This is a genomic window from Frigoribacterium sp. CFBP 8754 (assembly GCF_014841815.1).
Lineage (GTDB): Bacteria > Actinomycetota > Actinomycetes > Actinomycetales > Microbacteriaceae > Frigoribacterium > Frigoribacterium endophyticum.
In genome coordinates this window covers 1-24,221 of sequence record NZ_JACYUO010000003.1, presented here as the reverse complement: position 1 = coordinate 24,221, position 24,221 = coordinate 1, and the positions used below count along the sequence as shown (strand labels likewise).

The window sequence follows — 24,221 nt, the reverse complement described above, 5'->3', positions numbered from 1 at the left end:
CCGGAGCCGCCGCGCGCGGAGCGGGGCGGCGTCAGCGCTCGCCGACCCCCGCTGCGTCGGGCCCGCCGCCGAGCTCGGTGAGCAGCTCTGCCGGCGACACCACGGGCACCCGCCCGCGCGCCCCCTCGACGAGCCGGGGGTCGGCGGTCACGACGGCGTCCGCCTGCAGCACGGCGACCGCGAGGTACTCGGCCGGGCCGGGGTCGTCCCAGCCGAGGTCGCGGGCGAGGGCCCAGGCGCGAGCCCGCGAGACGCGGTCACCGAGGAGGCGCACCGGCAGCTCCGCGAAGCGGTCCAGCTGGCGACGCCCCACCGCGTCGGTCAGGGCACCCGCCCGCACCTCGGCGTAGAGGAGGGCCAGGACCTCCGACTTCAGGGCGACCGGGGCGACCAGCTGGTGGCGCGACTCCACCCGCTCGTCGCGGCGGAGCAGCGCGAGGCAGGTGTGCGCGTCGATCACGAGACGGGTCACGGTCGCGCCTCCCTGGTGTCGGTCGGCTCACGCTAGGGCATCGACCAGCCCTCCCGCAGCACGCGACGGACGGCCCCCGCCGTGGGGCGAGGGCCGTCCGTCGAGCAGGCGCGGACGCGGATCTGGCCACGAGGGTGACGCGCACCGCGCCTCCCTGGTTGCCTCGAGGTCGGCACGACGAGTGCCCGCGCACACGGAGAGAAGGAACCGCATGTCGACCTGGTTGATCACCGGATGCTCCACGGGGCTCGGACGAGCCTTCGCCGAGGAGGCCCTCGCCCGCGGGCACGACGTCGTCGTCACCGCCCGCGACGCGTCGACCGTGCAGGGCATCGCCGGCGCCCACCCCGACCACGCCGTGGCGACCGCCCTCGACGTCACCGACGCCGACCAGGTGGCCGCGGCCGTCGCGCTCGCCGGCGAGCGGTTCGGCGGGGTCGACGTGCTCGTCAACAACGCCGGCTACGGCTACCGCGCGGCCGTCGAGGAGGGCGACGACGCCGACGTCGCCCGCCTGTTCGACACGCACTTCCACGGCTCGGTCCGCACGATCAAGGCCGTCCTGCCCGGCATGCGCGCTCGTCGCAGCGGCACGATCGTGAACTTGTCGTCGATCGGCGCCCGCCGCACCGGGCCCGGCTCGGGCTACTACGGCGCCGTCAAGGCCGCGATCGAGCAGATGACGATGGCGCTCCGCACCGAGCTCGCGCCGCTCGGCGTCACGGCGACCGTCGTCGAGCCCGGCTCGTTCCGCACCGACTTCTCGGGCCGCTCGCTCACCGAGTCGGCGACGGTCATCGACGACTACGCCGAAACCGCCGGCAAGCGCCGCATCGGGGTCGACAGCTCCCACGGCACCCAGCCGGGCGACCCGACGGCCGGTGCGCGCCTGCTGGTCGACGCGGTCGAGTCGGGCGAGGCGCCCTACCTCCTGCTGCTCGGCTCGGACGCCGTCGACGTCGTCACCGGCGCCCTCGACGACCTCCGCTCCGACATCGACGCCTGGGCCGACCGCAGCCGCGCGACCGACTTCGGGGCCTCCGGCGTCGGTCGCTGAGACACGCCCACGCAGCGGACCGGGGGAGGCGCGGGTCGGCCTAGAGGAACCCGGTCACCGCGACGGCGACCGCCGCGAGCAGGGCCACGGCCGCGAGCACCCGCGACGACCCCATGACGAGGCGCCGCCGCGGTCCGCCCGACCACGGCTCGTCGTCGGCGTCGCGCAGCTCGGGCGGCAGCTCGGCCTCACGGCGGCGGCGCTCCCGCTCGAGCCGGGCCGCGTGCTCGGCCCGAGCCTCTCGAGCGGCGCGCTCGGCCTCGTGCTGGCGGGCCGCCTCGACCTCGCGGTCGCGGGCGACCAGCAGCTCGAGCTCGCGGTGCCGCTCGCTCGACCAGGCGTCGAGGTCGTCGTCGCGAGGTCTCGTCGGGTCGGTCGGGGCGGCGTCGTCGGTCGGCATGCGGGGCCTCCGTCACGGGGCAGGGCGCCGTCGAGCGGCGGGGACTCCGTCGAGGGTAGCTCGCGCGGCTGGGCCCGCACCGGCCGGCCGAGGCTCCGTCGCGCGACGGAGGCGACGCCCGCCCGCTCGTCGTAGCGTCGACGGATGGACGACTCGACGAAGCCCGACTCGACGAACCCCTCGACGAAGCCCGCCGCGACGAAGCCCGACCCGACCGGCGGCGCCCGCCCCGTCGCCGACGCGAAGGCGAACGACCTCGCCCTCGGCGTCGTCTTCCTCGCCGTCGGCGTCACCCTGCTGTCGACGCTCGACACCCCCTGGGCGAGCCTGCCGCTCGTGGCCGTGGGGCTGTACTACCTGACGAAGGGGCTCCGCGGCATGCGGGTCCGCACCGCCGAGCGCGACGAGGCGCACGGCCGGGCACCCGCCCAGGCCCCCGACGCCTGAGCAGAGCGCCACTCCGGCACCCCGCTCAGCTCAGCCCCGCCGCGTCACCCCCGCCTGCTACAGTCCCGCCGACAGCGCCTAGGGTTCCGGGGTCTCAGCACCCGTCTGGTCCGAGCGGCGCCACGGCCGGGCGCCATCGCCCGGGCGTCATCTGAACGGACAAAAGCCTGGAGGACCCCACCGGCGCGCCCCGCGCCGGCCCGAAGGGTCCCTCCGTGTCCACCACCGCGCTCCTCCTCGTCCTCGCCGCCGCCGTCTGCCACGCCTCGTGGAACGTCGTCGCCCACGGCGTCAGCCGCATCGGCACGCCCTTCCTCTGGTGGGGCGCGGTCGCCAGCGCCGTCCTGTGGCTGCCGGTCGTGCCGTTCACGGGCGGGTGGGGCGGCAGCCTGGCCGGCCTCGCCGTCGGGGCCACCGCCTCCGGAGTCCTCCACGTCGTCTACATGACGGTGCTGCAGCGCGGCTACGCGGTCGGCAGCCTCTCGACCGTCTACGCCACCGCCCGCGGCACCGGCCCGGCGGTCAGCGCCGCGCTCGCCGTGGCCCTGCTCGGCGAGCGGCTCTCGCCCCTCGCCGTCGTCGGCATCGCGGTCGTCGTGGTCGGGGTCGTCGCCACCGGGCTCGTCGACCGGGCCGGGGCCGCGGCGCGACCCGCGGCCACCGCACCGGGGGAGCCGAGGAGGCGCGGGCTCGACCCCAGCATCGCCTGGGGCCTCCTGACCGGCCTGGCCATCGCCTCCTACACGATCTGGGACGCCCACGCGATCCGCACCTGGCAGCTCTCGCCCGTGTCGTTCATGGTCGGGGTCACCCTCGTCGAGGTCGTCTTCTACTCGGCGACGCTCGGCCGGCGGCGGCGGGAGCTGCTCACCGTCGTGCGTGCGCACGGGGCGAAGGTGCTGGCGTTCGGGGTGCTGTCGCCGCTGTCGTACATCCTCGTGCTGGTCGCGATCCAGTCGGCCCCGGTCGCCCTCGTCGCGCCGGCGCGCGAGACGAGCGTCGTCATGGTCGCCGTCTTCGGGGCGCTGGTGCTGCGCGAGGGGTCGCTCCGCGGTCGCCTCGTCACCTCGGGCGTGGTGCTCGGCGGCATCGCGCTGCTCGCGCTGTAGCGCGGCTCATCGAGGTGCCTCGTTCTGGGCCCTCCGAGCGGGCGAGGACCCAGGAAGGGGCACCTCGAGGGCGCATCCCCGAGGAGGCGGCGGCCGCGCCCCAGCAGCAGCCCCCCGAAGAGGGGGTTGGGCATACAACACGTGAACTCGGGCTGAACAAGGCAGGAGGTAGGTTCCTACGTCGGTCGACCTCGTGTCACCATCGTGACGTCCCGCTCCCACCCCGAAAGGCCGTCATGCCCCTCCGCCGTCCCCGCGCCGCGACTGCCCTGCTCGGCGCTGCGCTGCTCGCCGCCACGCTCTCCGCCTGCTCCAGCCCCGCCTCCTCGTCCACCGGCTCGGCCGACGGCGCCGCCGGCGGCTACGCGGTCGACGACAGCACGCTCGTCTTCGGCGTCGTGCCCGACTCGGTCGACACCGAGACCAACTACCAGCCGCTGATGGACTACATCGCGCAGGAGACCGGCAAGACCGTCGAGTACCACGAGTCGACCGACTACGCCGCGCTGATCGAGGCGAGCATCGCCGGCCAGATCGACGTCGCCTCGTTCTCGGGCTTCACCTACGTCACCGCCACGAACAACGGCGCCGAGCTCACCCCGATCTCGTCGATCACCACCGCCGAGGGCCAGGAGCCCGGCTACTACTCGCAGGCCATCGTGCCGAAGGGCAGCGACATCGCGAGCATCGCCGACATGGCGGGCAAGAAGATCTGCTTCGTCGACCCCTCGTCGACCTCGGGCTACCTCTTCCCCAGCTACGCCCTGCTGCAGGCCGGCATCGACCCGGAGAAGGACATCACCCCGGTGTTCGCCGGCAAGCACGACGTCAGCGTGCAGAAGACCGGCGAGGGCACCGAGTGCGACGCCGGCTTCGCGGAGGACAGCGAGGTCGCCAAGAGCGACGCCGTCGAGGTCATCGACCAGCAGATGGTGCCCGGCGCCCCGATCGTCGAGTCGAACTCGCTGCCCGACGACGTCAAGGCGCAGCTGAAGGACATCCTCTCGAACGTCACCGCCGACGACATGGTCGCCGCGGGCATCGACAGCGCCGACAGCGAGGGCTTCCGCAGCGTCTTCTACGAGACGACGCCGGTCGACGACGCGTACTACGACGAGATCCGCGACATCTGCGAGAAGACGAACGCCACGCAGTGCCAGGCCTGACGGCCTCCGCCTGAGGGAGGCGCGGTGACGGTCGCCACCGCCACCGCGCCTCCCGCAGGCGCCCCCCTCCCGCACCCCGCGCCTCCCGCACCCGCCCGCCCCGCCGCGCACGCCCCACCGAGCCCCCGGAGAGACCCATGACCCCGCACGCCGACCCCGCCGCGACCGTCGTCGCCCTCGAGGGCATCACCAAGCACTTCGGCTCCACCGTCGCGCTCGACGACGCGTCGCTCACCGTCGCCCGCGGCGAGGTCGTCGTGCTGCTCGGCCTCTCGGGCTCGGGCAAGTCGACGCTGCTGCGCCACGTCGACGGGCTGGAGCGGCCCACGTCGGGCACCGTCCGCGTGCTGGGCCGGGAGGTCACGCGCCTCACCGGCCGGGCGCTCCGCGAGCTGCGCAGCGAGGTCGGCTTCATCTTCCAGCAGTTCGAGCTCGTGCCGTCGCTGACCGTGCTCGAGAACGTGCTGACCGGCTCGCTCGCCGCCGTGCGCGGCCCCCGCCTCGGCCTCTGGTCGTACGGCCGCGCCGCGAAGGTCGAGGCGCTCGCCCGCCTCGAGCGCGTCGGCCTGCTCGACCGCGCCTACCAGCGCGCCGACACCCTCTCGGGCGGCCAGCAGCAGCGCGTCGCCATCGCCCGCGCCCTCATGCAGCGGCCCCAGGTGCTGCTCGCCGACGAGCCCGTCGCCTCGCTCGACCCGGAGTCGAGCGACCAGGTGATGGCGCTGATCCGCGAGATCGCCGCCGACGAGGGCCTCACCGTCATCTGCAGCCTGCACCAGGTCGACCTCGCCCTCTCGTGGGCCGACCGCATCGTCGGCCTGCGCCACGGCCAGGTCGTGCTCGACACCGCGACCGAGGGGCTCTCGAAGGCGCAGGTGATGGAGATCTACGGCCGCGTCGCCACGAGCACCGACCAGTTCGAGGCGATCGAGCTCGAGCTGAGCACGGTCGGCAGCGCGACCGCCGGTGCGACCGGCGCCGCGACCGGCACCGCTCCCCTCCGCGGGGACGCCGTCCGATGAGCGCCGTCGTCGAGCGCCCGCGCACGACCGGGGCTCCGCTGGCTCCCGTCACCGCGCCTCCCCGGCGCCGCACCTCGCCCGAGCGCGTCGCCGTGGGCCTCACGCTGCTGGCCCTGCTCGTCGCGAGCGTGCTCGCGCTGCGCAGTGTCGACATCGACCCGGCCCGCATGGTGCAGAGCTGGTCGAACGCGCAGCGCTTCTTCGGCCGCGTCGGCGCGATCGAGTTCCCGCCCCTCGGCGAGCTGCTGCAGCTCACCGCCCTCACCCTCGGCCTCGTGATCTGCGGCACCCTGCTGGCCGCGGTGCTCTCGGTGCCGGTCGCCGTGCTCGCCGCGTCGAACACGACGCCCGGGCCGGTCTGGCGTGCCGCGGCCCGCTTCGTCACGGTGCTCGCCCGCGCGGTGCCCGACGTGGTGCTCGCCATGGTCTTCGTGCTGCTCTTCACGCTCGGCACGCTGCCGGGCATCCTCGCCATCGGGCTGCACTCGGTCGGCATGATCTCGAAGCTCTTCGCCGACGCGATCGAGCAGATCGACGAGGGCCCGCGGACCGCCGTCCGCGCCGCCGGCGGCACCCGCCTGCAGCAGTTCACGGCGGGCGTGCTGCCCCAGGTGCTGCCGTCGTGGGTGGCGACCGTGCTGCACCGCAACGACATCAACCTGCGCGGCAGCGTGATCCTCGGCTACGTCGGCGTGGTCGGCCTCGGCATGCAGATGTCGTTCGCCTTCAAGTCGCTGCAGTACGGGCTCGGCCTCGGCTACGCCCTCGTCATCTTCGTGCTCTGCGTCGTCATGGAGGTCGTCTCGAGCTCGGTGCGCGCCGCCATGCTCGGCGTCGCGCCGACCGGGCGGGGCCTCGGCGACCGCGTGGTGCGCGGGGTCACGAGGAGGCGCGGGGCCGGCCGGCAGGGGGCCGCCGCCCCCGAGACGGCGGGTTCCGCTGCCGGCTCGACCCGCGCCTCCGGTGCTGGCCCGGTCTCCGCCCCCGCGGCGGCCCCTGTCTCGACCGACCTGACCCGCGCCTCCGGCACGCCCTCCGCCGCCGTCGAGGCCGCGCTGCGCCGCCCGTGGGACAGGGCTCGCGTGCGCGGCGTCTCGTGGGGCTGGGCCGCCGTCGCGGTCGTCGTCGCCAGCGTGCTCGTCTGCGACGTCGCCTGGTCGGACCTGCTCACCGTGTGGGGTGGCGTGCCCGCCGTCGCCGTGCAGTTCTGGCCGCCGTCGTTCGGCAGCTACGAGGCGTCGACGATGTTCGCCGCGATGGGCGAGACGATCTCGATCGCGCTCGCCGCGACCCTGCTCACCGTCGGCGGCTCGCTGCTGATCGGTTCGCTCGCCGCCCGCAACGTCGCGCCGAGCCCCGGCCTGCGGGGCGGGATGCGCCTGCTGCTCGTCGGAATCCGCGGAGTGCCCGAGGTGATCCTCGCCATCGTGCTGATCGTCGTCACCGGCCTCGGCACCCAGGCCGGCACGCTCGCGCTCGCCCTCGGCGGCGTCGGGCTGCTCGGCAAATTGATCGCCGACTCGTTCGAGGAGGTCGACCCGGGCCCCGAGCGCGCGCTCACCGCGACCGGCGCCTCGCGCGGCCAGGTGTACGCCTCGGCGACGCTGCCGCAGGGCACCCGCGCGCTGATCGGCCACACCTTCTACATGCTCGACACGAACCTGCGCGCCGCGACGCTGCTCGGCATCGTCGGGGCGGGAGGCGTCGGCTACTACCTGCTGAACGCCAGCCAGGGCTCGAACTACGCGACGGTGACGGCGATCGTGCTGATGATCCTCGTGACGGTGCTCGCCGTCGAGGGGCTCGCGATCTGGATGCGGCGGGTGTTCCGATGAGCGGGGTCACGCCCACGAGCGCGCCGTCCCGCTGGCCCGTCGCCGGCACGGTCGGGCCGGTCAGCGCCTCCGCCGCAGCGACCACCGCGACCGCACCCGCCCCCGCACCCGACTCCGCCCCCGCCCGCCGCCCCGCCGCGGACCGGCACGACGTGGTCGTCGTCGGCTCCGGCATCGTCGGCCTCGGAGCGGCGCTCGCCGCCGTCGACCGCGGACTCTCGGTGCTGGTCGTCGACCGCTCGGCCGCGATCGGCGGCTCGACGGTGCGCAACTTCGGCCACCTCTGCCTCACCCCGCAGAGCGGCGAGGCCCGTCGGCACGCGGTCACCGCCCGCGAGCTCTGGCTGCGGCTCGCCCGCGACGCCGACTTCTGGGTGTCGCAGCGCGGCACCCTGGTCGCCGCCCGGCACGCCGACGAGCTCGCCCTGCTCGACGAGCTGGCCGCCGCCCGCACCGCGCGGGTGCTCGGCGACCGCCCCGAGATCGAGCCCCTCGACGAGGCCGCGCTCGCGGCGCTCGCCCCGGTCGCTCCCGGCACGACGCTCGGCGGTGCCCTCCTGCCGTACGACCTCCAGGTCGACCCGCGGGAGGCGGCGGACGCGATCCGCAGGCACCTCGAGTCGCGAGGGGTGCGCTTCCTGACCCGCACCTCCGTCGGCTCGGTCGCCTCGGGGCGCGTCGAGACGAGCCGCGGCCCGATCGAGGCGGGCACGGTGGTCGTCGCGACCAACCACGACCTCGACCAGCTGCTGCCGGACCTCGCCGAGCGCTCGGCGCTGGAGCGCTGCGGGCTCGACATGCTGCGCGTGCGGGCCGACCTCGCGCGGCCGCTCGTGGCGCCGCTGCTGACCGGGTGGTCGCTGATCCGCTACAGCGCGTTCGCGGGCACGACCGCCGCCGACGCCGTGCGGGCCCGGCTGCACGCCGAGCGCCCCGACCTGGCCGCGCTCGACCTCAACCAGATGTACACGCAGCTGCCCGACGGCACGGTCATCGTCGGCGACAGCCACCAGAAGGGGGCGGCGATCGCGCCGTTCCAGAGCGAGCGGGCCGCGACGGCCTTCCTCGACGAGTTCCGCGTGCTGTTCGGCGCGGAGCCGGTCGTCACCGAGCGGTGGCAGGGCGTCTACGCCTCGGGCCGCGACGAGTTCGTCGTCGACGAGGTCGAGCCGGGCGTGCTCGTCACGGTCGTCGCGACCGGCATCGGCATGACCACCGGGCTCGGGCTCGCCGAGCACGTCGTCGGGACGCACCTCGACGGCGGGCGCGACGCGGCGCTGGGCGCGTCGTCGGCCCGCGCCTCCTCTTCTTCTTCTCCCACCGCCACCACGTCGCGGGCCGCGGCTCCCTCCGGCCGCGACCTCCCCCTCCTCACAGGAAGCACCGCCTCATGAGCACCCCCTCCGCACCCTCCGCCACCGCCTCCGCTGCCGCCGCGGCTCCCGCGGCTCCCGCCGCCCCCGCGATCGAGCTCGTCGTGCTCGACATGGCCGGCACGACCGTCGTCGACGACGGAGTCGTCGAGCAGGCCTTCGCGCGGGTCGCCGACCGGGTCGACCTGGGCCCGACGCTGACGCGCGACGAGGCGCTGCAGCACGTGCGCGACACGATGGGGCAGTCGAAGATCGAGGTGTTCCGGCACCTGACGGGCGGCGACGAGCCGCTCGCGCAGCGGGCGAACGAGCAGTTCGAGGTGGCCTACGGCGAGCTGGTCGACGAGCTCGGGGTCGAGCCGATCGCGGGCGCTGGCGACCTCGTCGACGCGCTCCGCGCCTCCGGCCGGTCGGTCGTGCTGACGACCGGGTTCTCGCCCGCGACGCGCGACCGCCTGCTCGACGCGCTCGGCTGGACGGTCGACGCGGTCCTCTCGCCGGTCGACGCCGGTCGCGGCCGCCCCGCGCCCGACCTCGTGCTCACGGCGCTGCTGCGCACGGGAGCCTCGTCGGTCGCCGCCGTCGCCGTGGTCGGCGACACGACGAGCGACATCCTCTCGGGCCGGGCCGCCGGGGCCGGCCTCGTCGTCGGCGTGACGACCGGGGCGCACACCCGCGAGCAGCTGCTCGCGGCGGGCGCCGACGTGGTGCTCGACTCGGTGCGCGAGCTGGCGGGGCTGCCGCAGTTCGCGGGAGTCGCGGTGCCGGCGGCTGCGCCGGTCGCCGCGCCCGCCGCGGTCGCCGTGCCGGTCGCGTGACGACTGTCGACACCGCCCCGGTCGTCGGTGCCGCCGCCGGCACCCCGACGGCGGGGAGCCTCGTCGAGCTGCGCCTCGACCCCGCGCCCACCGCGATGGTCTGGACGGAGCCCGGCCGCCCGCACGACGCCGTCGCCGTGCCGAGCGTGCGGCTCGCGCCCGGCGACCTGCTGGTCGAGGTCGAGCTGGCGACGATCTGCGGCTCCGACGTGCACACCACGCGCGGTGACCGCGGGGCGCCGACGCCGCTCGTGCTCGGCCACGAGCAGGTCGGCCGCGTGGTCGCGGTCGGCGAGGAGGCCGTCGCGGTCGACGGCACGCCGGTCGTCGTCGGCCAGCGGGCCGTCTGGTCGCTGACGGTGAGCTGCGGCGTGTGCGCGACCTGCGGGCGGGGCCTGCCGCAGAAGTGCGAGCGGGTGCGCAAGTACGGGCACGAGCGGCTCGAGACCGGGTGGGAGCTCAGCGGCGGCTTCGCGACCCACGTGCACGTCAAGGCCGGTACGGCGGTCGTGCCGGTCGCCGACGACCTCGACGCGGCGCTGCTCGCGCCGGTCTCGTGCGGCACGGCGACCGCGGTGGCGGCGCTCGACGCGGCGTCGGCGATCGTGCCGCTGGGCGGCGGTGTCGACGTCGGTGCAGGTGCAGGTGCAGGTGCAGGTGCCGCTGCGGGTGCCCCCGTGGTGGTGCTCGTGCTCGGCGCCGGCCTGATCGGGTTGACCGTCGCGGCGCTGGCGACCGACGCCGGAGCCCGCGTCGTCGTGGTCGATCCCGACCCTGCTCGTCGTGCCCTCGCCGCCCGCTTCGGAGCCGTCGCGACGGCCGACCCCGTGGCCGCGCCCGGTGCGGCGGAGAGCGTCGACCGTGCCCTCGAGGTCGCCGGAGGCGCCCCCCTCGTGGCCGTGGAGGCCTCCGGTGCGCCCTCGGCCGTCGCCTCGGCGCTGACGAGGCTCGGCGTGGGAGGCGTGGCCGTCCTCGTCGGCAGCGTCTTCCCGGCTCCGGCCGTCGCCTTCGACGCCGAGAGCGTCGTCCGTCGGTTGGTCACCGTGAGGGGAGTGCACAACTACGCGCCACGGCACCTCGTCGAGGCGGCCCGCTTCGTGGAGCGGCGGCACGGCGCCTGGCCGCTCGCCGAGCTCGTGGGCGACGAGGTCGCGCTCGCCGACCTCGACGCGGGGATCGACCGGGCGGCGTCGGCGGGAGCGGTGCGGGTGGGGGTGCGGCCGGCGCGGCGCTGACCGCGGGCCCCGGGGCCTTGACGCGCTCGGGAGCACGACGTAGTGTCGGTACACCTTGTACGTACTCCCTCGCGGAGTGCGCTCGGGCACCGCCGCCCCCACCCGCAGAGGAGTTCGCCATGGCCGTCGGACCACAGATCACCAGCCGCGTCCCGTTGTTCGACGGGATGAACAAGATCCCGGGTGGGCTCATGCTCATCCCGCTCATCATCGGGTCGATCGTCGGCACGTTCGCGCCCGGCTTCCTCGACCTCGGCAACTTCACGACCGCGCTCTTCCGCGACAGCGCCCTGCCGCTGATCGGCGTGCTGATCTTCGCGACGGGCATGCAGATCACGCTCCGCACCTCGGGGCCGGTGCTCGCGACCAGCGGCGTGCTGCTGCTGACCAAGTCGATCATCCCGGCGACCCTCGTCGTCGTCCTCGGCACCGTCGTGGGCATCGAGGGGATCCTCGGCGTCTCGATCCTCGCCCTGCTCGTCAGCATGGACAACAGCAACGGCGGCATCTGGCTCGCGTTCACGGGCCGCTACGGCCGCGAGCGTGACCGGGGCGCGTACATCGCCTCGGCCGTCAACGACGGCCCCTTCTTCTCCCTGCTCTTCCTCGGCGCGGCCGGCCTGGCCGACATCCCCTACACGCTGCTGCTCGCCGCGGTCATCCCGCTGCTGCTCGGCATCGTCGTCGGCAACCTCGACCCCCGGTGGACGGAGGTCATGCGCCCGGTGCCCAACATCGTCATCCCGTTCTTCGCCTTCGCCCTGGGCACGGGCATCGACCTCGGCAACGTCGTCACCGGCGGCCTGTCGGGCATCGTCGTCGGTGTGATCGCGGTGCTGCTCACCGGCACCACGACGTACCTCGGCTTCCGCCTCCTGCTCCGCCGCGGGAAGGAGTCGGGCATCGGCATCGCCTCGGCGACGACCGCCGGCAACGCCATCGCCACCCCGGCCATCGTCGGCGCGGCCGACCCCAGCTTCGCCCCGTACGTCGAGGTCGCCACCGCCCAGGTCGCCTCCGCCGTGCTCGTGAGCGCCGTGCTGGCACCGCTGCTCGCGGCCTGGGTGCTCAAGCGCCAGGGCGGCGACCGCAGCCACGAGATCGCGGCCGAGGCCGACGCCGAGGCGGTGCTCGCCCACGACGCGGCCGCTGCCGCCGCCGCTCCCGATCGCGATCTCGATCCCGGCCGTGGCGACTCCCCGGGTCGTCGCCGCCCGACCGACGGAGGCGCCGCGTGACGGCGGGCCCCGTGGTCGGCCTCGTCGCCGACGACCTGACCGGCGCCGCCGACTCCGCCGTGCAGTTCGCCCGCGACGGCTGGACGAGCCGCCTCGTGCTCGGCGCCGGGGGAGCGCCCCTCGGGGGCCCCGGCTCCGTGACGGCCGTCGTCACCGACTCCCGGGCCCTCCCCGAGGGCGAGGCCCGCGCCGTCACCGCCGAGGCCGTGCGCGACCTGGCCGAGCACGGCGCGGAGCTCGTCTTCGTGAAGATCGACTCGACCATGCGCGGGTCCGTCGCCGCGCAGGTCGCTGGGGCCCTCGAGGCGTGGCGGGTCGGGTGCCCCGAGGCCTTCGCCGTCGTCACCCCCGCGTACCCGGGCATGGGCCGCACGGTGGTGCAGGGCGCTCTCCTCGTCGACGGCGCCCGCGTCGAGACGACGGCCGTCGGTCGCGACCCGGTCACGCCGGTCGCGACGAGCGACCTCTCCGCCCTTCTGCCCGGCAGCTCGTCGGTCACCGTGACCGGCGCGGGCGGCGGCGCCGCCGCCGAGCTCCTCGCCGGGGCCGCGGCCTCCGGCCACGACGTGGTCACCGTCGACGCCACGACCGACGACGAGCTCCGCACGACCGCCGACGCCGTCGTGCGCCTGGGCGCGCGGGCCGTGCCCGTGGGCTCCGCTGGACTGGCCGTCGCCGTCTCGCGCGCGTGGGGCGCCGGGCTCCCGGTGCCGGTGCCCGTCGTCGTCGACCGCGTGGGTCACGTCGTCGTCGTCGTGAGCAGCCTGCACGACGCGTCCCGCACCCAGTGCGAGCACCTCCTCCGGTCCGCGCCGGAGTCCGGGGGCGCCCCGCGACCGGTCGTGCGCACGGTCGCGCCGACGCTCGACGAGGTCCGGTCGGGCGACCTCGCCCCCGCCCTCGCGCGCTCCTGGTCCCCTGCTGACTCGTCCGCGGCCGAGGTGACCGTCCTGCTCGCGCCGCCCCGCGACTCCCTGGCTCCCGCGTCGCCCGACGTTGCGGGCGGCCCGACCGACGCGCAGCGGATCGCCGAGGCGCTCGCCGTGCTCACCGACGGGCTCGTCGACGAGCGGGGCGGGGTCGACGACGTCGCCCTCGTGCTCGTCGGCGGCGAGGGCGCCCGCGCCGTCCTCCGCCGGGCGGGAGCCGAGGCGCTCGTCGTCCGCGGGGCCCTCCGCGAGGGCGTGCCCTGGGGCACGCTGGAGGGCGGGCGCCTGCACGGGACGGCGGTCGTCACGAAGGCCGGCGGCTTCGGCACCGCCGCGACGATCACGGAGGTCGTCACCGACCTCCTCGACATCCCCCACCGATCCGACACTCAAGAAGGAGACCCCTCATGACCCTCCCGCGACTCGCACTGACCCTCGGAGACGTGGCCGGCATCGGCCCCGAGATCACCGCGAAGACCCTGCTGCACCACGACGACCTCCGCGAGCGGGCCGTGCCCGTCGTGATCGGCGACGAGGCGGCCATGCGCCGCGGCGTCGTCGCCGTCGGGGGCGACCCCGACCTGGTGCGCGTCATCGCCTCCGTCGCCGACGCGACGAACGAGCCCGGCACGATCGAGCTGCTGCAGACGGGCCCCTCCCTCGCCGACGTGCCGGTGGGTGAGCTGAGCCCCGAGGCGGGTGACGGCGCCTACCGCTTCGTGGTGGAGGCGTGCCGTCTCGCCCGTGAGGGAGAGGTCGACGGCATCGTCACGGCTCCCCTCAACAAGGCCGCGATGCACGCCGGAGGCCACAAGTGGCCCGGCCACACCGAGCTGCTCGCGCACGAGTTCGGCGTCGAGAACTTCTCGCTGGTGCTGTCGGCCGGCGACCTGTCGTTCTTCCACCTGACGACGCACGTCTCGATGCGCCAGGCGATCGACGGCATCACCGCCGAGCGCACCGGTCAGGTGCTCGACCTCGCGGGCGCGTTCGCCGCCTCCCTCGGCACCCCCGACGAGCTGATCGGCCTCGCGGGCCTGAACCCGCACGCGGGCGAGAATCGGCTCTTCGGCGACGAGGACGCCGACATCCTGGCCCCCGCCGTCGAGGCCGCGCGGGCCCGCGGGCTGAACGTCGTCGGCCCCGTGCCCGGCGACGCGCTCATCCCCGCGGCCGTCCGCGGCAAGTACAAGATCATCGTCGTCTGCTACCACGACCAGGGGCACGCGCCCTTCAAGGCCGTGTACGGCGACGACGGCGTCAACATCACGGTGGGGCTGCCCGTCGTGCGGGTCTCGGTCGACCACGGCACCGCGTTCGATATCGCGGGGCAGGGCATCGCCCGCGAGGCGAGCCTTGTACTCTCGGTGGAGCGCGCCGCCGCCCTCGCCCCCGGCTGGGAGCACGTGTGGCGCACCGCCCAGCAGCAGGACCCCGCCGTGCCCTGACCTGTCGCACCACCGAAGGGACCACCGTGTCGACCTGGCTCACCGAGCTCGACGCCGACGCGGTCGGCCCCGCCGCCCCGGGGCCCCTGCACGCGCAGCTCAGCGCGCTCCTGCGGTCGCACATCGTGGACGGCTCGCTGCCGGTGGGCGCCGACCTGCCCACCGAGGCGGAGCTGCAGGCGCACTTCGGGGTCTCGCGCTCGGTCGTGCGGCAGGCCCTGTCGTCGCTGACCGCCGAGGGGCTCGTGAGGCGTGGGCGGGGCCGCGGCAGCGTGGTCGCCCCGCGCGGCGAGCACCACCGCCTCGTGCAGCGGCTGTCGGGCTTGTCGACGCAGGTGCCCGCGGTCACCACCAGCGTCCTCGCGCTCGGGCCGGAGCACGACGAGGCCGCGGAGGCGCGTCTCGGCGTCCGTGCCGTGGTCGGTCTCCGTCGTCTGCGTCGGGCCGAGGGCGAGCCCATCGCCCTGATCCACACCTGGTTGCCGGAGAGCATCGGGGCGGGGCTCACGACGGCCCAGCTGACCGACACGTCCCTCCACGCGGTGCTGCGCTCCACGTACGGGGTGAGCCTCGTGTCGGGGAGGCGTCAGGTGCGCGCCGTGAGCGCGTCCGGTGCGCTCGCCGAGGCCCTCGAGGTGCCGGACGGGTCGCCGGTGCTGCTGCTCGAGGGCACGACCCTCGACCGGTCGGGGGTGCCGGTGGAGACCTTCCGGACGTGGCACCGCGCCGACCGGGTCGTGTTCGACGTCGACGTCGTCACGGACGACGGCCGGGCCGAGGTCGAGCCGGTGCCGGTGCCGGTGCCCGCGTCTGCGCCCGTGCCCGTCGATGACGCATCCCGCGAGCCGGGCGCACTCCCGGGCGAGGCCGGCCTCGACGAGCTGGCCCGCAGGGCCCGGGAGCTCGCGGCGGACCTCGACGGCCTCGCGCGGGGGAGACGGTGACCTGCTGCTGAACTCCGAGTGGGCGCCCGTCGTCGCTGCCGTCGCCGTCACGAGCGTCCTCGGCGTCGCGGCGGTGATCCACAGGAGGATCCGCCCTTCGCGTCAGAGTGCGATCAGAGGGGTCGCCGTGCCGTCGTGGCCGGCCGTGCGCGAGGCGTCCTCCGTGTTGACCGAGCGCGACCTCCGCGGCCTCAGGGCTGAGTTCCGGGTGGGGACGGCAGGCTCCGGCATCGCGGCGGGCCTGTTCGTGGCCCTGCTCGTCGAGAGGCGCTGGAGGAGACCGACGGCGTTCACCGTCCTGGCGAGCGGTCTCCCCGCGAACCCTGTCGGCGCCCTCGAGCTCCTCCTCACCACGGAGGACCCGGCGGAGGTGGTCGACCTGATCACGAGATCCGGCCTGACCTTCCTGCCCCCGGGCCTGGAGGCGGACGTGCTCTGGGCCGAGTACTTCCGGTAGAAGTTCCCGCATCGTGTTCCGCGGACTCGAGCGATTTCCTGCCGCAGCTAGCCGCGCTCGGGGTGATGGAGCCCGCGTCCTGACGTCGATGGTGGCTGTCCGACAGGCGGTCGCCCATCGGGACGCCTGCTCCGCTGGACAGCCGAGCCGCACACCCCTGATCTCGTGCTGCTAACATGATTTTGTTAGCAAGCGACAACTGGTCGCGGCTCCACGGAGAACAGGACTGCCATGACCTCCATGACCATCTCGAACGTTCGCGTCTTCGACGGCGAACACACCCTCGAGAACCACACGGTGATGATCGACGGGACTGCGATCGTCTCGGTCCGCCCCTCTACCTCGGGCGACCGGACGCTCACTGCGACGGGTGCGACGATCGACGGGACCGGTAAGACCCTCTTGCCGGGGCTGATCGACGCTCACACGCACTCATCCCTCGACGCGCTTCGGCTCGCGCTGCAGTTCGGGGTCACCACCGAGCTGGAGATGGGCGGGGTCCTCACGGCCCCCCAGCGGGTCGACATCGAGACCAACGACGACGTCGCGGACGTTCGGTCCTCCGGGTTCGGACTCACCCCTCCCGGCGGACACCCGTTCGAGATCATCCCGGAGGGCGCATTCCCCGGCGAGGGCGAACCCGGTCTCGGCGAGATCGTGATGCCTCTCTCGACCACCCCCGAAGAAGCGGTCGCGTTCATCCCGGAGCTGATCGCATCCGGGTCCGATTACATCAAGTTCCTGATCGAGGACGGTTCCGCCGCGAACGCTCCGGGACTGCCGATGCTCGACCAGGCCACGTTGAACGCCGGCGTCGCCGAAGCTCAGCGCCTCGGCATGATGACGTTGGCCCACACGCTGACGGTCGGCGCGACCCGCATGGCCCTCGCAGCGGGGATCGACGGTCTCGCGCACCTGTTCGTCGACGAGGCCCCCACGCCCGAGATCATCGATCTCATCGCCTCAGCCGGGGTCTTCGTCGTCCCGTGCATCGTGTTGAACTCCTCGATCATCGGGGTCACCGGCGCCGAGTTCGCCACCGACACCCGCGTCAGCTCCAAGCTCGCCCCCCATTGGCTCGCGACCCTGCAGGGCTCCTTCAACCACTACCCCGCAGGCAGTGTCGACGACGTCCTCGCCACCGTTCGAGCTCTGCACGCTGCCGGTGTCCCGATCCTCGTCGGCACCGATGCCTCGGCACCGGACCCTTCACTCGGTGGCCTCGCGCACGGGGCCAGCGTTCACCACGAGCTGCAGATGCTCGTGCGCGCCGGCCTCAGCCCCGTGGAGGCGCTGGCCGCCGCGACGTCCGTGCCCGCTCGGCACTTCGGCCTCACCGACCGCGGCCGGATCGCCGGTGGCCTCCGCGCCGACCTGCTGCTGGTCGACGGCGACCCGACGTCCACGATCTCGGACACGCTCAACGTCGCCGCGGTCTGGCGCCGCGGCTCGAAGGTCCAGATGTGAGCGGAGCGTACTTCGACGGCGACCTCGCTGGCTTTTTCGCCGGACTCCGACAGAACAACAACAGGGAGTGGTTTGACGCCCACCGGGATGAGTGGGAACGCGTTGTGCGCGTACCGATCGAACTCCTCCTAGGAGAAGCGGAACAGCAGTACGGGCCGGGCAAGGTGCTGCGACAGAATCGCGACGTCCGTTTTGCCCGGGACAAGAGCCCCTACCGGACCTCCGCCGCCATGGTTGCTGGCTTGATGTACCTCCGGGCATCCGATGAGGGGCTCGAGCTCGGCGGGGGGCTCTACAGCCCGACCCGAGAACAGCTCGGCGCCGCGCGCACCGTCATCGACGAGCGACCACACGCTGCGACTGCCCTCGAGAAGATCCTCGACGATCTCGAGGGCAAGGGGTACACCGTCACGGGCCCGTCACTGCGAACAGCGCCACGAGGGTTCCCCAGGGACCACCCGCGGATCGAGCTGCTTCGGCTGCAATCCTTCGCTGCTCTACGGCAACTGCCGCTGAGTGCATCTCGAGACGTGATCGGGGCAACGTGGGACGAGACGGAACCACTGATCCGGTGGATCCGAAAGTGGGTGGACAGCGGGGCTAACTCAGTGTGACGACGCCCCGCCACGTCGAGTAGGCAGCAAGCGCATGTGCGCTTGCTGCCTATTTTGCGAGGCGGTCGAGCCAGTCGCCGAAGAGGGCGCGCTCGTTCTCCGTCAGAGCGGTCGTGTCCTCGAGCTGGTGTCTGAGCTGCATCGCGGCACCATCGCGCTCGTCACGGTTCGCCGGCTCGGCGAGGATCGCTGCCAGTGTCGCTTCGCGGGCTCGAGTGGACAAGGTCATGTCGCGGGAGCCGTCAGGCATCGCAAGGAGGGTGAACACCACTCCGACCCCGGTCGCGCGGATCATGTTGACGGCGTCGGAGACGGGAACAGCCAAGAGGCCGTCCTTCGCGGCGACCTCGATCTGCGTCCGGAGGATCGCGTCGATGGCATCGGCAGCCGGGGACGAGGTGCCCGTACGGGGCTCGCCGTAGGCGATCGAGTACACCTGCGGGTGGAGCAGGCCCCAGTCGATGTGCATGTCCCACCCCTGACGGAGGGACTCGATCGGGTCAGCGCCGGGTGTCCAGCCGGTCCAGGTCGCGAGGTGTGCGGAGAAGCCGTGGAGGGCGACCTGGTCGAGGAGTCCTTGCTTGTCGCCGAAGATCCGGTAGATCGTGGGCGCCTGGATGTGCAGGGCCGACGTGAGCGCGCGCGTGGTGACGGCGTCGCGGCCCTCAGCGTTGAGAAGGTCGTGCGCGGTGTCGAGGATGCGGATGCGCATCTCCTCAGAACGAGTCAACGCGTGCCTTTCGTGTCGGGGGTACAGCAGAGCCGATGAGATCGTGGCTGCAGACCATGATCTCACCGGCTCAGGAGTGTCAGAGGTTCTCGATCGCCTGTCCGACCTGGAACAGGGTCGCCTCATCGAAGTGCTTGCCGATCAGCTGGATGCCCACCGGGAGCCCGTCGACGGTGCCGCACGGGACGCTGATGGCGGGGTGGTGGGTGATGTTGAACGGGGTCGTGTTCGTCGACATCTCGATCGAGGCGCCGATCGCTGCCCCAGCACCGTGGTTCGGGTCGGGCAGCGGGCGTGCGGTCTGCGGAGTGGTCGGGGTGACCAGCACGTCGAAGCGAGCGAGCTCTGCGTCGTAGGCGGCGCGGAGGGTGCGGGCGCGGTTGACGGCCTTGGCGTAGTGCAGGCGGCCGGCCTGCTGGTCGACGTACTTCCCGACGAGGGTGAACAGCCGGACGTTCGCGGGGTGCGCGTCGGCGTCTCCCTTGTGGTCGAACAGGTGCTGCATCATGTCGACCGGGTAGTAGTCGGGACGCCCGAAGCCGAGACCCTGGTTGCGCAGGACCGTCTCGGCCATGCCCTCGATGGCGATCGCAGTCCACAGCGCGCCCCCGAGCGAGTGCAGCGGGATGGAGACCTCTTCGACGATCGCGCCCTGCTGACGGAGGGCCTCGACGGTGTCGCGGACGGTCTTGTCGACCTCGGCTTCAGCGTTCTCGGTCCCGAAGCCTTCGGTGAGGACGCCGATCTTGAGCCCCTCGACGCCGTCGTTGATCCGGCTGAGGTAGTCGCCGACGACGATGTCCTTCTGGCGGAAGTCGATGCCGTCGGAGCCGGCGATCACGGTGAGGAGCCGGGCGTTGTCGGCGACGGTGCGAGTCATCGGGCCGACGTGGTCGAAGTAACCGTCGAGGGTGCCGATGCCGGTGTAGGGCACCAGGCCGTACGTGGGCTTGAGGCCCACGACGCCGGACCAGGAGGCGGGCATGCGGATCGAGCCGGCCTGGTCGGCGCCGAAGGTCATGTCGGCGTCGCCGGTGACGAGCGCGACGGCGCTGCCGCTCGAGGAGCCACCGGAGGAGTAGCCCATGCGGTGGGGGTTGTGCACGACGCCGGAGGCGGCGGTGTGGCTCCCGCCGGACATGCAGAAGTACTCGTTGGTGGTCTTGCCGATGACCTCGGCGCCAGCCGCGAGGGCACGGGTCACGATGGTCGCGTCCTCGTTGGGCACGAACGACTCGAGCTCCTTGGAGCCGTTACGCATGGGGACACCGGCGACCAGGATGCTGTCCTTCACGCCGAGACGAACTCCGGCCAGGGGACCTGAGTCGGCACCCGGGATCGAGGTGCGCACCTCCCATGCGTGGTGGGGGTCCTCGTCAGCGGTCGGGACTGTGTAGTCGACGGTGTCGCGGCTGACGAGGACTTCGGGCTCCGGGATAGCGTTGAGGGCGTCGAGGACGCCGACCATGCCGGAGATCATCGCTGTGTACTCCTCGGGGGCAGCAGCGATGTCGGAGTAACCGATCTCCGCTGCGAGGTCGGCGATCTGCACCGAGGTGGGCTTCTGGACGGACATTGTTGCTCCTACTGAGTCTGTGGTCACCCAACGGGTGCTAACAAGAAAACGTTAGCACCCGCCGACTGCCGCCGGTGTTCGTGGGGCAGATCCTCAGGCTTGGTAATTGGGTGGCGGCTGAGCGGGTCCGCCCAAAGCTCTGTTTGGCAAGCCGGAGTTGGCGGCGGCGTCCATGCACGATCCATTCCGGGTGGACTCGCCTGACAGTCGGATCTGCCGGCCAGAAATGGCGACCGGTTCGAAACGGGGTATCGAACCGGTCCGGGTTTCTGGGAAGCCCGCAGACCGGGCGCCCGTTAGACGGTCGTTCATCGGGACACTCTTCGCGACCGTGTTCGGCCGGTTGAGGTGAAGCGGCGCCCGGCCTGCGTATTCGCGTATGCCTGTCCCGCAAAAATGCCCGGTGACGGGGGTCTAAACGCTACAGTCGTCGGATGCTCATCGGATACGCCCGCGTCTCGACCTCAGGACAGGATCTCGCAGCACAACGTGACGGTCTTGCAGCACTCGGTGTTGACGATCAACACGTCCATGTTGACCACGGCTTGTCGGGCACGACTCGAGCGCGGCCCGGCCTCCGAGAAGCATTGGCTGCGTGCCGCACCGGCGATGTCCTGGTCGTCACGAAGCTCGACCGTCTCGCCCGCTCGCTGCGGGACGCAACCGACATCGCGGATGAGCTGACGAAGAAGGGCGTCTCGCTCAACCTCGGGGGAGCGGTCTACGACCCCACCGACCCCGTCGGTCGGCTCCTGTTCAACGTCCTCGGCATGGTCGCCGAGTTCGAAGCTGACCTCATCCGTGCCCGCACCCGTGAGGGCATGGCGATCGCCAAGGCTGCTGGCAAGCTCCGCGGCCGCAAGCCCAAGCTCACCGCCTCGCAGGAGAAGCACCTCGTGCAGCTGCACCGGACCGGCGCCCACACCACGAGCGAGATCGCGGAGCTCTTCGGCGTGGCCCGCTCGACGGTCTATCGCGCGATCCAACGGGGGGAGCAGGCGTGATCGCCGTCGGATCACGCCTCGTGTTGAAGGCAGTGGTTCGCTGATGATGCTCGCTGATCTGCGTTCGAGCTGGAAGGCGTTCTGGGCTCGAGGGGGTCTCTTGCCTTCGGTGCTGGCGGGAGGTGTTTACTTTGCGTTCCTCGCTGCATGTGTCGTGATCGCCCGGTCGTTGACGTCGACATGGTCGCTGACGGCCGCGAACGCGATGCTCGTCGGTTCAGTCCTGCCCCTGGTGGTCGGTGCTGCCGTTCTGGTCATCTTCGCGAGGTCGGCCGGTCTTGCTGGAGCCCTGTTCCGAGGGCAGCCTCTCCGCGGGCGGAGGTGGATGTGGGGCGTGGTCGTGGTCGTGGCGGGGTTCAACGTTCTGCACTTGTTGAGCGTCGACTACGCGGCGATCGGGACGGACGTCCTGTCTGTGTGGGTGCTCACCTGTGTTCTCGTCGGCTTCACGGAGGAGGTGCTCTGCCGTGGCCTCATCGTCGATCTCCTCAGGCGCGCGAGCTACCCGGAGGGTGCAGTGGCGGCACTCTCGGCGGGGATCTTCGCGCTGCTGCACGCAGGCAATCTCGTCGTCGGTCAAGCGCCCCTTGCGACCGGGCTCCAGATCGTGTTGGCGTTCGGGACGGGGATCTGCTTCTACCTGGCGCTCCGAGTCACCGGCAATGTGATCTGGCCGATCCTCCTGCACACGACGTTCGACCTTGGGGTGTTCCTCCAAGCGTCGTGGCCAGCCAGCAGCCCCGTCTCGGCTGTGGCAGATGCGGGGAACATCTCGATCATCGTGGTCGGCATCGTTGCCTTCTTCTTCATCCGCGGCCAGGCAGCAGGCCCTGCGTCCCTACCGGCAGCTAGCCCGAGGGCAGTTGATTCCGTGTGACACCGAGCGGAAACGGCCTCGACAACGGGGGCGATAGCCATCAGGAGGTCGCGACAACGCGGGCGGTTTCTTGACGCTGGCCCTCTGGCGAGAGAGCGTAGAAGCATGGATACCGACGGCGGTCAAAGCTCGAAGCGATCCCTAGCGTTGTTCTTCTTGATTGCCGCGTCACTCGTGGCTATCGCGGCAGTGACGTTGCTGGTGGTTGATCGCTCCCACACCGGCATGTACTTCACGCTGGGCGGCGCACTCATCACGATCTACCTCAATGCCCGGATCCTCAAGCGCGATCCGGACGCCCGATAGGCGATAGCCGATCGCTGATAGACCCAATCTGAGACCGCTGGCTGCGGCTGCGGCCTTGATGGGGCCGGGTGCCCCGAGGTGCTCTGTCGCGAAGGTGTCGGGTGCCTGTCGGGTCGGTGTCGTGGACCTCGGCGCCGGTCGTTCTTAGTGTGAGGTTCATGAATGAGACACGGATCGTCGATCTCCGGACCCAGATGGGTTGGACCCAGGAACGCCTCGCAGACGAGAGCGGTGTGACCGTCCGTACCGTCCAGAGGCTCGAGGCGGGCAACGACGGGAGCCTCGACACGTTGTCGCGGGTGGCGAAGGCGTTCGGTGTTCCGGTCCGCGAGCTTTTCGTCACCGTCGCTTCGGACGACTACGGCCGCTCGGTCACCGCCCTCGATGACCGGACGAGTCGCCAGCAGGAACGGCGGGGCCGTGTCGAGGAGGGCTTCCGAGCCCTGTACTACGGGGTGGGCGTGCTCTTCACGATCGCCGTGGTCGTCGCAGTCGCCGCTGACGTCGTGCCGAATGTCGCGATCTTCTCGATTCCCGCCTACTGGGTCGCCGGGTGGCTGCTGTCGATGTTCCTGTTCCTCGTCGTCCTCAGCCCGCGCCTGGACCGCGCCTATCCCCTCTCCCGTGCCACCACGGACGAGGCGACGAGCAGGTAGGCACAGCGTCCCGATAGGGGATCCGGCTGCGGGCATCAGGGCGGCCGCGACAGTGGGGGTCAGGGCAGCAGCAATGACTCCAGTTCTTCGCGGTTGCCTCGGAAGGCGTTCATATCGATGAACTCTTCATCACCGTCGTAACCCTCGAGCTGCTCGCGTGCCGACCATTGCCAGAAAGTCCAGTCGCGGTCGTCGGTGAGATGCGGTGAGGTGGCGACTGAGCGGAACCAGATGGGGTTGTCGGGGTAGCTCCCGGCGAGGTATCGCTCGTACCAGTCGCGGGTCGCGTAGAGCACGGCCGGTCGGCCGTATTGCTGTTCAATGGCGAGCAGGAGCGGGTCGAGCACCTCCCTGACTGTGGCTGCCGGGGGAGGGGTGTCGCAGTACGTGGCGTAGCACTCGACGTCGACCACGACTGGCAGGTCGCCTCGGTGCCGGGAGACGGTGGCGATGACGTTGGCTGCTTGGTCGGTTCCCGGGCTGTCGACGCTGAGGAAGTGGTAGGCGCCGACGAGTAGGTCGGTGTCGTGGGCGTCGGCCCAGTTGTCGTCGAATCGGGGGTCTTGGTAGCTCGAGCCTTCCGTCGCTTTGATCCACGCGAAGTCGATGTCCTCCTCCGCCAGGATGTCCCAGTCGATCGTGCCCTGGTAGGCGGATACGTCGACGCCCTGCACCGGGTACCGGAGGGCTGCTGTGCGGGTGGGCCAGAGCGTTCCCGTGAAGAGGAGCGCGGCGACGACGAGCATGGCGAGGGCAACTGCGGCGGCCCCGAGCACAAAGCGGCGCTGCCGACGCGGTCGAGGAAGGGCGCGTGCTCTGGCTGAGGCGTCGTCTCTGTTTTCGTTGGGTTCGTTCGCGTCGGGCTCCACAGGACACGAGGCTACGGGTGCAGCGCTAGCGGGCACATCCTTGGACCCGCTACCAGTCCCGATAAACGATGGCAGAGCGGACGGTCGTATCTGTGGCACGCGGACGAGCCTTGACGGGACCTCCGTGCAGGCCGCGTCGCCTGCGACGTTGTCGATCCTTGCTAAGCGGGGT

The 24,221-nt window shown here is 72.3% G+C and carries 25 protein-coding genes; 20 read left to right on the top strand and 5 right to left on the bottom strand.

Translation table 11 applies throughout. The features are described 5' to 3' along the window. Positions 1 to 31: 31 nt before the first annotated feature. Positions 32 to 472, bottom strand: coding sequence for a hypothetical protein (locus IFT72_RS10515; RefSeq protein WP_192046409.1), 441 nt, complete (start codon positions 470 to 472; stop codon positions 32 to 34). 211 nt (positions 473 to 683) lie between these two features. On the opposite strand from IFT72_RS10515, the gene IFT72_RS10510 reads away from it, so the two are divergent. Further along, positions 684 to 1,529 (top strand): oxidoreductase, encoded by an 846-nt coding sequence (locus tag IFT72_RS10510; protein WP_192046408.1) that lies wholly within the window; start codon positions 684 to 686, stop codon positions 1,527 to 1,529. A 40-nt stretch (positions 1,530 to 1,569) separates the two neighbouring features. Here the strand turns inward: IFT72_RS10510 and IFT72_RS10505 are convergent, their stop codons facing one another. Then, positions 1,570 to 1,929: a hypothetical protein gene (locus IFT72_RS10505; protein ID WP_192046407.1), complete on the bottom strand. Its 360-nt coding sequence runs from the start codon at positions 1,927 to 1,929 to the stop codon at positions 1,570 to 1,572. A 144-nt stretch (positions 1,930 to 2,073) separates the two neighbouring features. On the opposite strand from IFT72_RS10505, the gene IFT72_RS10500 reads away from it, so the two are divergent. The 15 genes from IFT72_RS10500 to IFT72_RS10430 all read left to right on the top strand — a co-directional run bounded on the left by IFT72_RS10500 (position 2,074) and on the right by IFT72_RS10430 (position 18,031). Then, entirely contained in the window at positions 2,074 to 2,376 is a 303-nt protein-coding gene (locus IFT72_RS10500) for a hypothetical protein (protein ID WP_192046406.1), read from the top strand. 215 nt (positions 2,377 to 2,591) lie between these two features. Then, on the top strand, positions 2,592 to 3,485 hold the full coding sequence (locus IFT72_RS10495; RefSeq protein WP_192046405.1) for an EamA family transporter: 894 nt from the start codon (positions 2,592 to 2,594) through the stop codon (positions 3,483 to 3,485). A 236-nt stretch (positions 3,486 to 3,721) separates the two neighbouring features. Continuing rightward, positions 3,722 to 4,651 carry a phosphate/phosphite/phosphonate ABC transporter substrate-binding protein gene (locus tag IFT72_RS10490; protein WP_192046404.1) on the top strand — a complete coding sequence of 310 codons (930 nt, stop codon included), beginning with the start codon at positions 3,722 to 3,724 and terminating at the stop codon, positions 4,649 to 4,651. A gap of 137 nt (positions 4,652 to 4,788) precedes the next feature. After that, on the top strand, positions 4,789 to 5,673 hold the full coding sequence (gene phnC, locus IFT72_RS10485) for a phosphonate ABC transporter ATP-binding protein (RefSeq protein WP_192046403.1): 885 nt from the start codon (positions 4,789 to 4,791) through the stop codon (positions 5,671 to 5,673). Beyond that, positions 5,670 to 7,508, top strand: coding sequence for a phosphonate ABC transporter, permease protein PhnE (phnE, locus tag IFT72_RS10480; protein ID WP_192046402.1), 1,839 nt, complete (start codon positions 5,670 to 5,672; stop codon positions 7,506 to 7,508). The genes phnC and phnE overlap by 4 nt, the downstream gene beginning before the upstream one ends. Beyond that, a complete protein-coding gene (locus IFT72_RS10475; protein ID WP_192046401.1) occupies positions 7,505 to 8,902 on the top strand; it encodes a TIGR03364 family FAD-dependent oxidoreductase in 1,398 nt (465 codons plus the stop codon). The genes phnE and IFT72_RS10475 overlap by 4 nt, the downstream gene beginning before the upstream one ends. Then, the gene (locus tag IFT72_RS10470) at positions 8,899 to 9,699 is read left to right on the top strand and encodes a phosphonatase-like hydrolase (protein ID WP_192046400.1); all 801 of its coding nucleotides are present in this window, start codon (positions 8,899 to 8,901) and stop codon (positions 9,697 to 9,699) included. The genes IFT72_RS10475 and IFT72_RS10470 overlap by 4 nt, the downstream gene beginning before the upstream one ends. After that, positions 9,696 to 10,934 carry an alcohol dehydrogenase catalytic domain-containing protein gene (locus IFT72_RS10465; RefSeq protein ID WP_371741254.1) on the top strand — a complete coding sequence of 413 codons (1,239 nt, stop codon included), beginning with the start codon at positions 9,696 to 9,698 and terminating at the stop codon, positions 10,932 to 10,934. The genes IFT72_RS10470 and IFT72_RS10465 overlap by 4 nt, the downstream gene beginning before the upstream one ends. A 119-nt stretch (positions 10,935 to 11,053) precedes the next feature. Further along, a complete protein-coding gene (locus IFT72_RS10460) occupies positions 11,054 to 12,172 on the top strand; it encodes a 2-keto-3-deoxygluconate permease (protein WP_192046399.1) in 1,119 nt (372 codons plus the stop codon). Beyond that, a complete protein-coding gene (locus tag IFT72_RS16665) occupies positions 12,169 to 13,512 on the top strand; it encodes a four-carbon acid sugar kinase family protein (protein WP_192046398.1) in 1,344 nt (447 codons plus the stop codon). The genes IFT72_RS10460 and IFT72_RS16665 overlap by 4 nt, the downstream gene beginning before the upstream one ends. Further along, positions 13,509 to 14,549 (top strand): 4-hydroxythreonine-4-phosphate dehydrogenase PdxA, encoded by a 1,041-nt coding sequence (pdxA, locus tag IFT72_RS10450; protein ID WP_192046397.1) that lies wholly within the window; start codon positions 13,509 to 13,511, stop codon positions 14,547 to 14,549. Before IFT72_RS16665 ends, pdxA begins: the two co-directional genes overlap by 4 nt. A gap of 26 nt (positions 14,550 to 14,575) precedes the next feature. Next, positions 14,576 to 15,493, top strand: coding sequence for a GntR family transcriptional regulator (locus IFT72_RS10445; protein WP_192046396.1), 918 nt, complete (start codon positions 14,576 to 14,578; stop codon positions 15,491 to 15,493). A gap of 163 nt (positions 15,494 to 15,656) precedes the next feature. Continuing rightward, on the top strand, positions 15,657 to 15,950 hold the full coding sequence (locus IFT72_RS10440; RefSeq protein ID WP_192129371.1) for a hypothetical protein: 294 nt from the start codon (positions 15,657 to 15,659) through the stop codon (positions 15,948 to 15,950). Positions 15,951 to 16,181: 231 nt separating this feature from the next. Further along, complete coding sequence (locus IFT72_RS10435) at positions 16,182 to 17,417, top strand: amidohydrolase family protein (protein ID WP_192046394.1); 1,236 nt, start codon at positions 16,182 to 16,184, stop codon at positions 17,415 to 17,417. Next, positions 17,414 to 18,031: a DUF2461 domain-containing protein gene (locus IFT72_RS10430; protein WP_192046393.1), complete on the top strand. Its 618-nt coding sequence runs from the start codon at positions 17,414 to 17,416 to the stop codon at positions 18,029 to 18,031. Before IFT72_RS10435 ends, IFT72_RS10430 begins: the two co-directional genes overlap by 4 nt. Positions 18,032 to 18,080: 49 nt before the next feature. Here the strand turns inward: IFT72_RS10430 and IFT72_RS10425 are convergent, their stop codons facing one another. Both IFT72_RS10425 and IFT72_RS10420 read right to left on the bottom strand, forming a co-directional pair. After that, a complete protein-coding gene (locus IFT72_RS10425; protein WP_206758286.1) occupies positions 18,081 to 18,827 on the bottom strand; it encodes a TetR/AcrR family transcriptional regulator in 747 nt (248 codons plus the stop codon). A 13-nt stretch (positions 18,828 to 18,840) separates the two neighbouring features. After that, on the bottom strand, positions 18,841 to 20,337 hold the full coding sequence (locus IFT72_RS10420; RefSeq protein WP_192046391.1) for an amidase: 1,497 nt from the start codon (positions 20,335 to 20,337) through the stop codon (positions 18,841 to 18,843). A 434-nt stretch (positions 20,338 to 20,771) separates the two neighbouring features. Here IFT72_RS10420 and IFT72_RS10415 point away from each other — a divergent pair, with 434 nt between their 5' ends. The 4 genes from IFT72_RS10415 (at position 20,772) to IFT72_RS10400 (ending at position 23,180) form a co-directional block, all read left to right on the top strand. Next, positions 20,772 to 21,341 carry a recombinase family protein gene (locus IFT72_RS10415; protein WP_192046390.1) on the top strand — a complete coding sequence of 190 codons (570 nt, stop codon included), beginning with the start codon at positions 20,772 to 20,774 and terminating at the stop codon, positions 21,339 to 21,341. Positions 21,342 to 21,384: 43 nt separating this feature from the next. Beyond that, complete coding sequence (locus IFT72_RS10410; protein WP_192046389.1) at positions 21,385 to 22,218, top strand: CPBP family intramembrane glutamic endopeptidase; 834 nt, start codon at positions 21,385 to 21,387, stop codon at positions 22,216 to 22,218. 105 nt (positions 22,219 to 22,323) lie between these two features. Then, complete coding sequence (locus IFT72_RS10405; RefSeq protein ID WP_192046388.1) at positions 22,324 to 22,524, top strand: hypothetical protein; 201 nt, start codon at positions 22,324 to 22,326, stop codon at positions 22,522 to 22,524. A gap of 158 nt (positions 22,525 to 22,682) precedes the next feature. Next, the gene (locus tag IFT72_RS10400; protein WP_056059200.1) at positions 22,683 to 23,180 is read left to right on the top strand and encodes a helix-turn-helix transcriptional regulator; all 498 of its coding nucleotides are present in this window, start codon (positions 22,683 to 22,685) and stop codon (positions 23,178 to 23,180) included. Positions 23,181 to 23,239: 59 nt separating this feature from the next. On the opposite strand, the gene IFT72_RS10395 is transcribed toward IFT72_RS10400, so the two are convergent. Next, positions 23,240 to 24,049: a GH25 family lysozyme gene (locus tag IFT72_RS10395; RefSeq protein WP_371741252.1), complete on the bottom strand. Its 810-nt coding sequence runs from the start codon at positions 24,047 to 24,049 to the stop codon at positions 23,240 to 23,242. Positions 24,050 to 24,221: the final 172 nt, after the last annotated feature.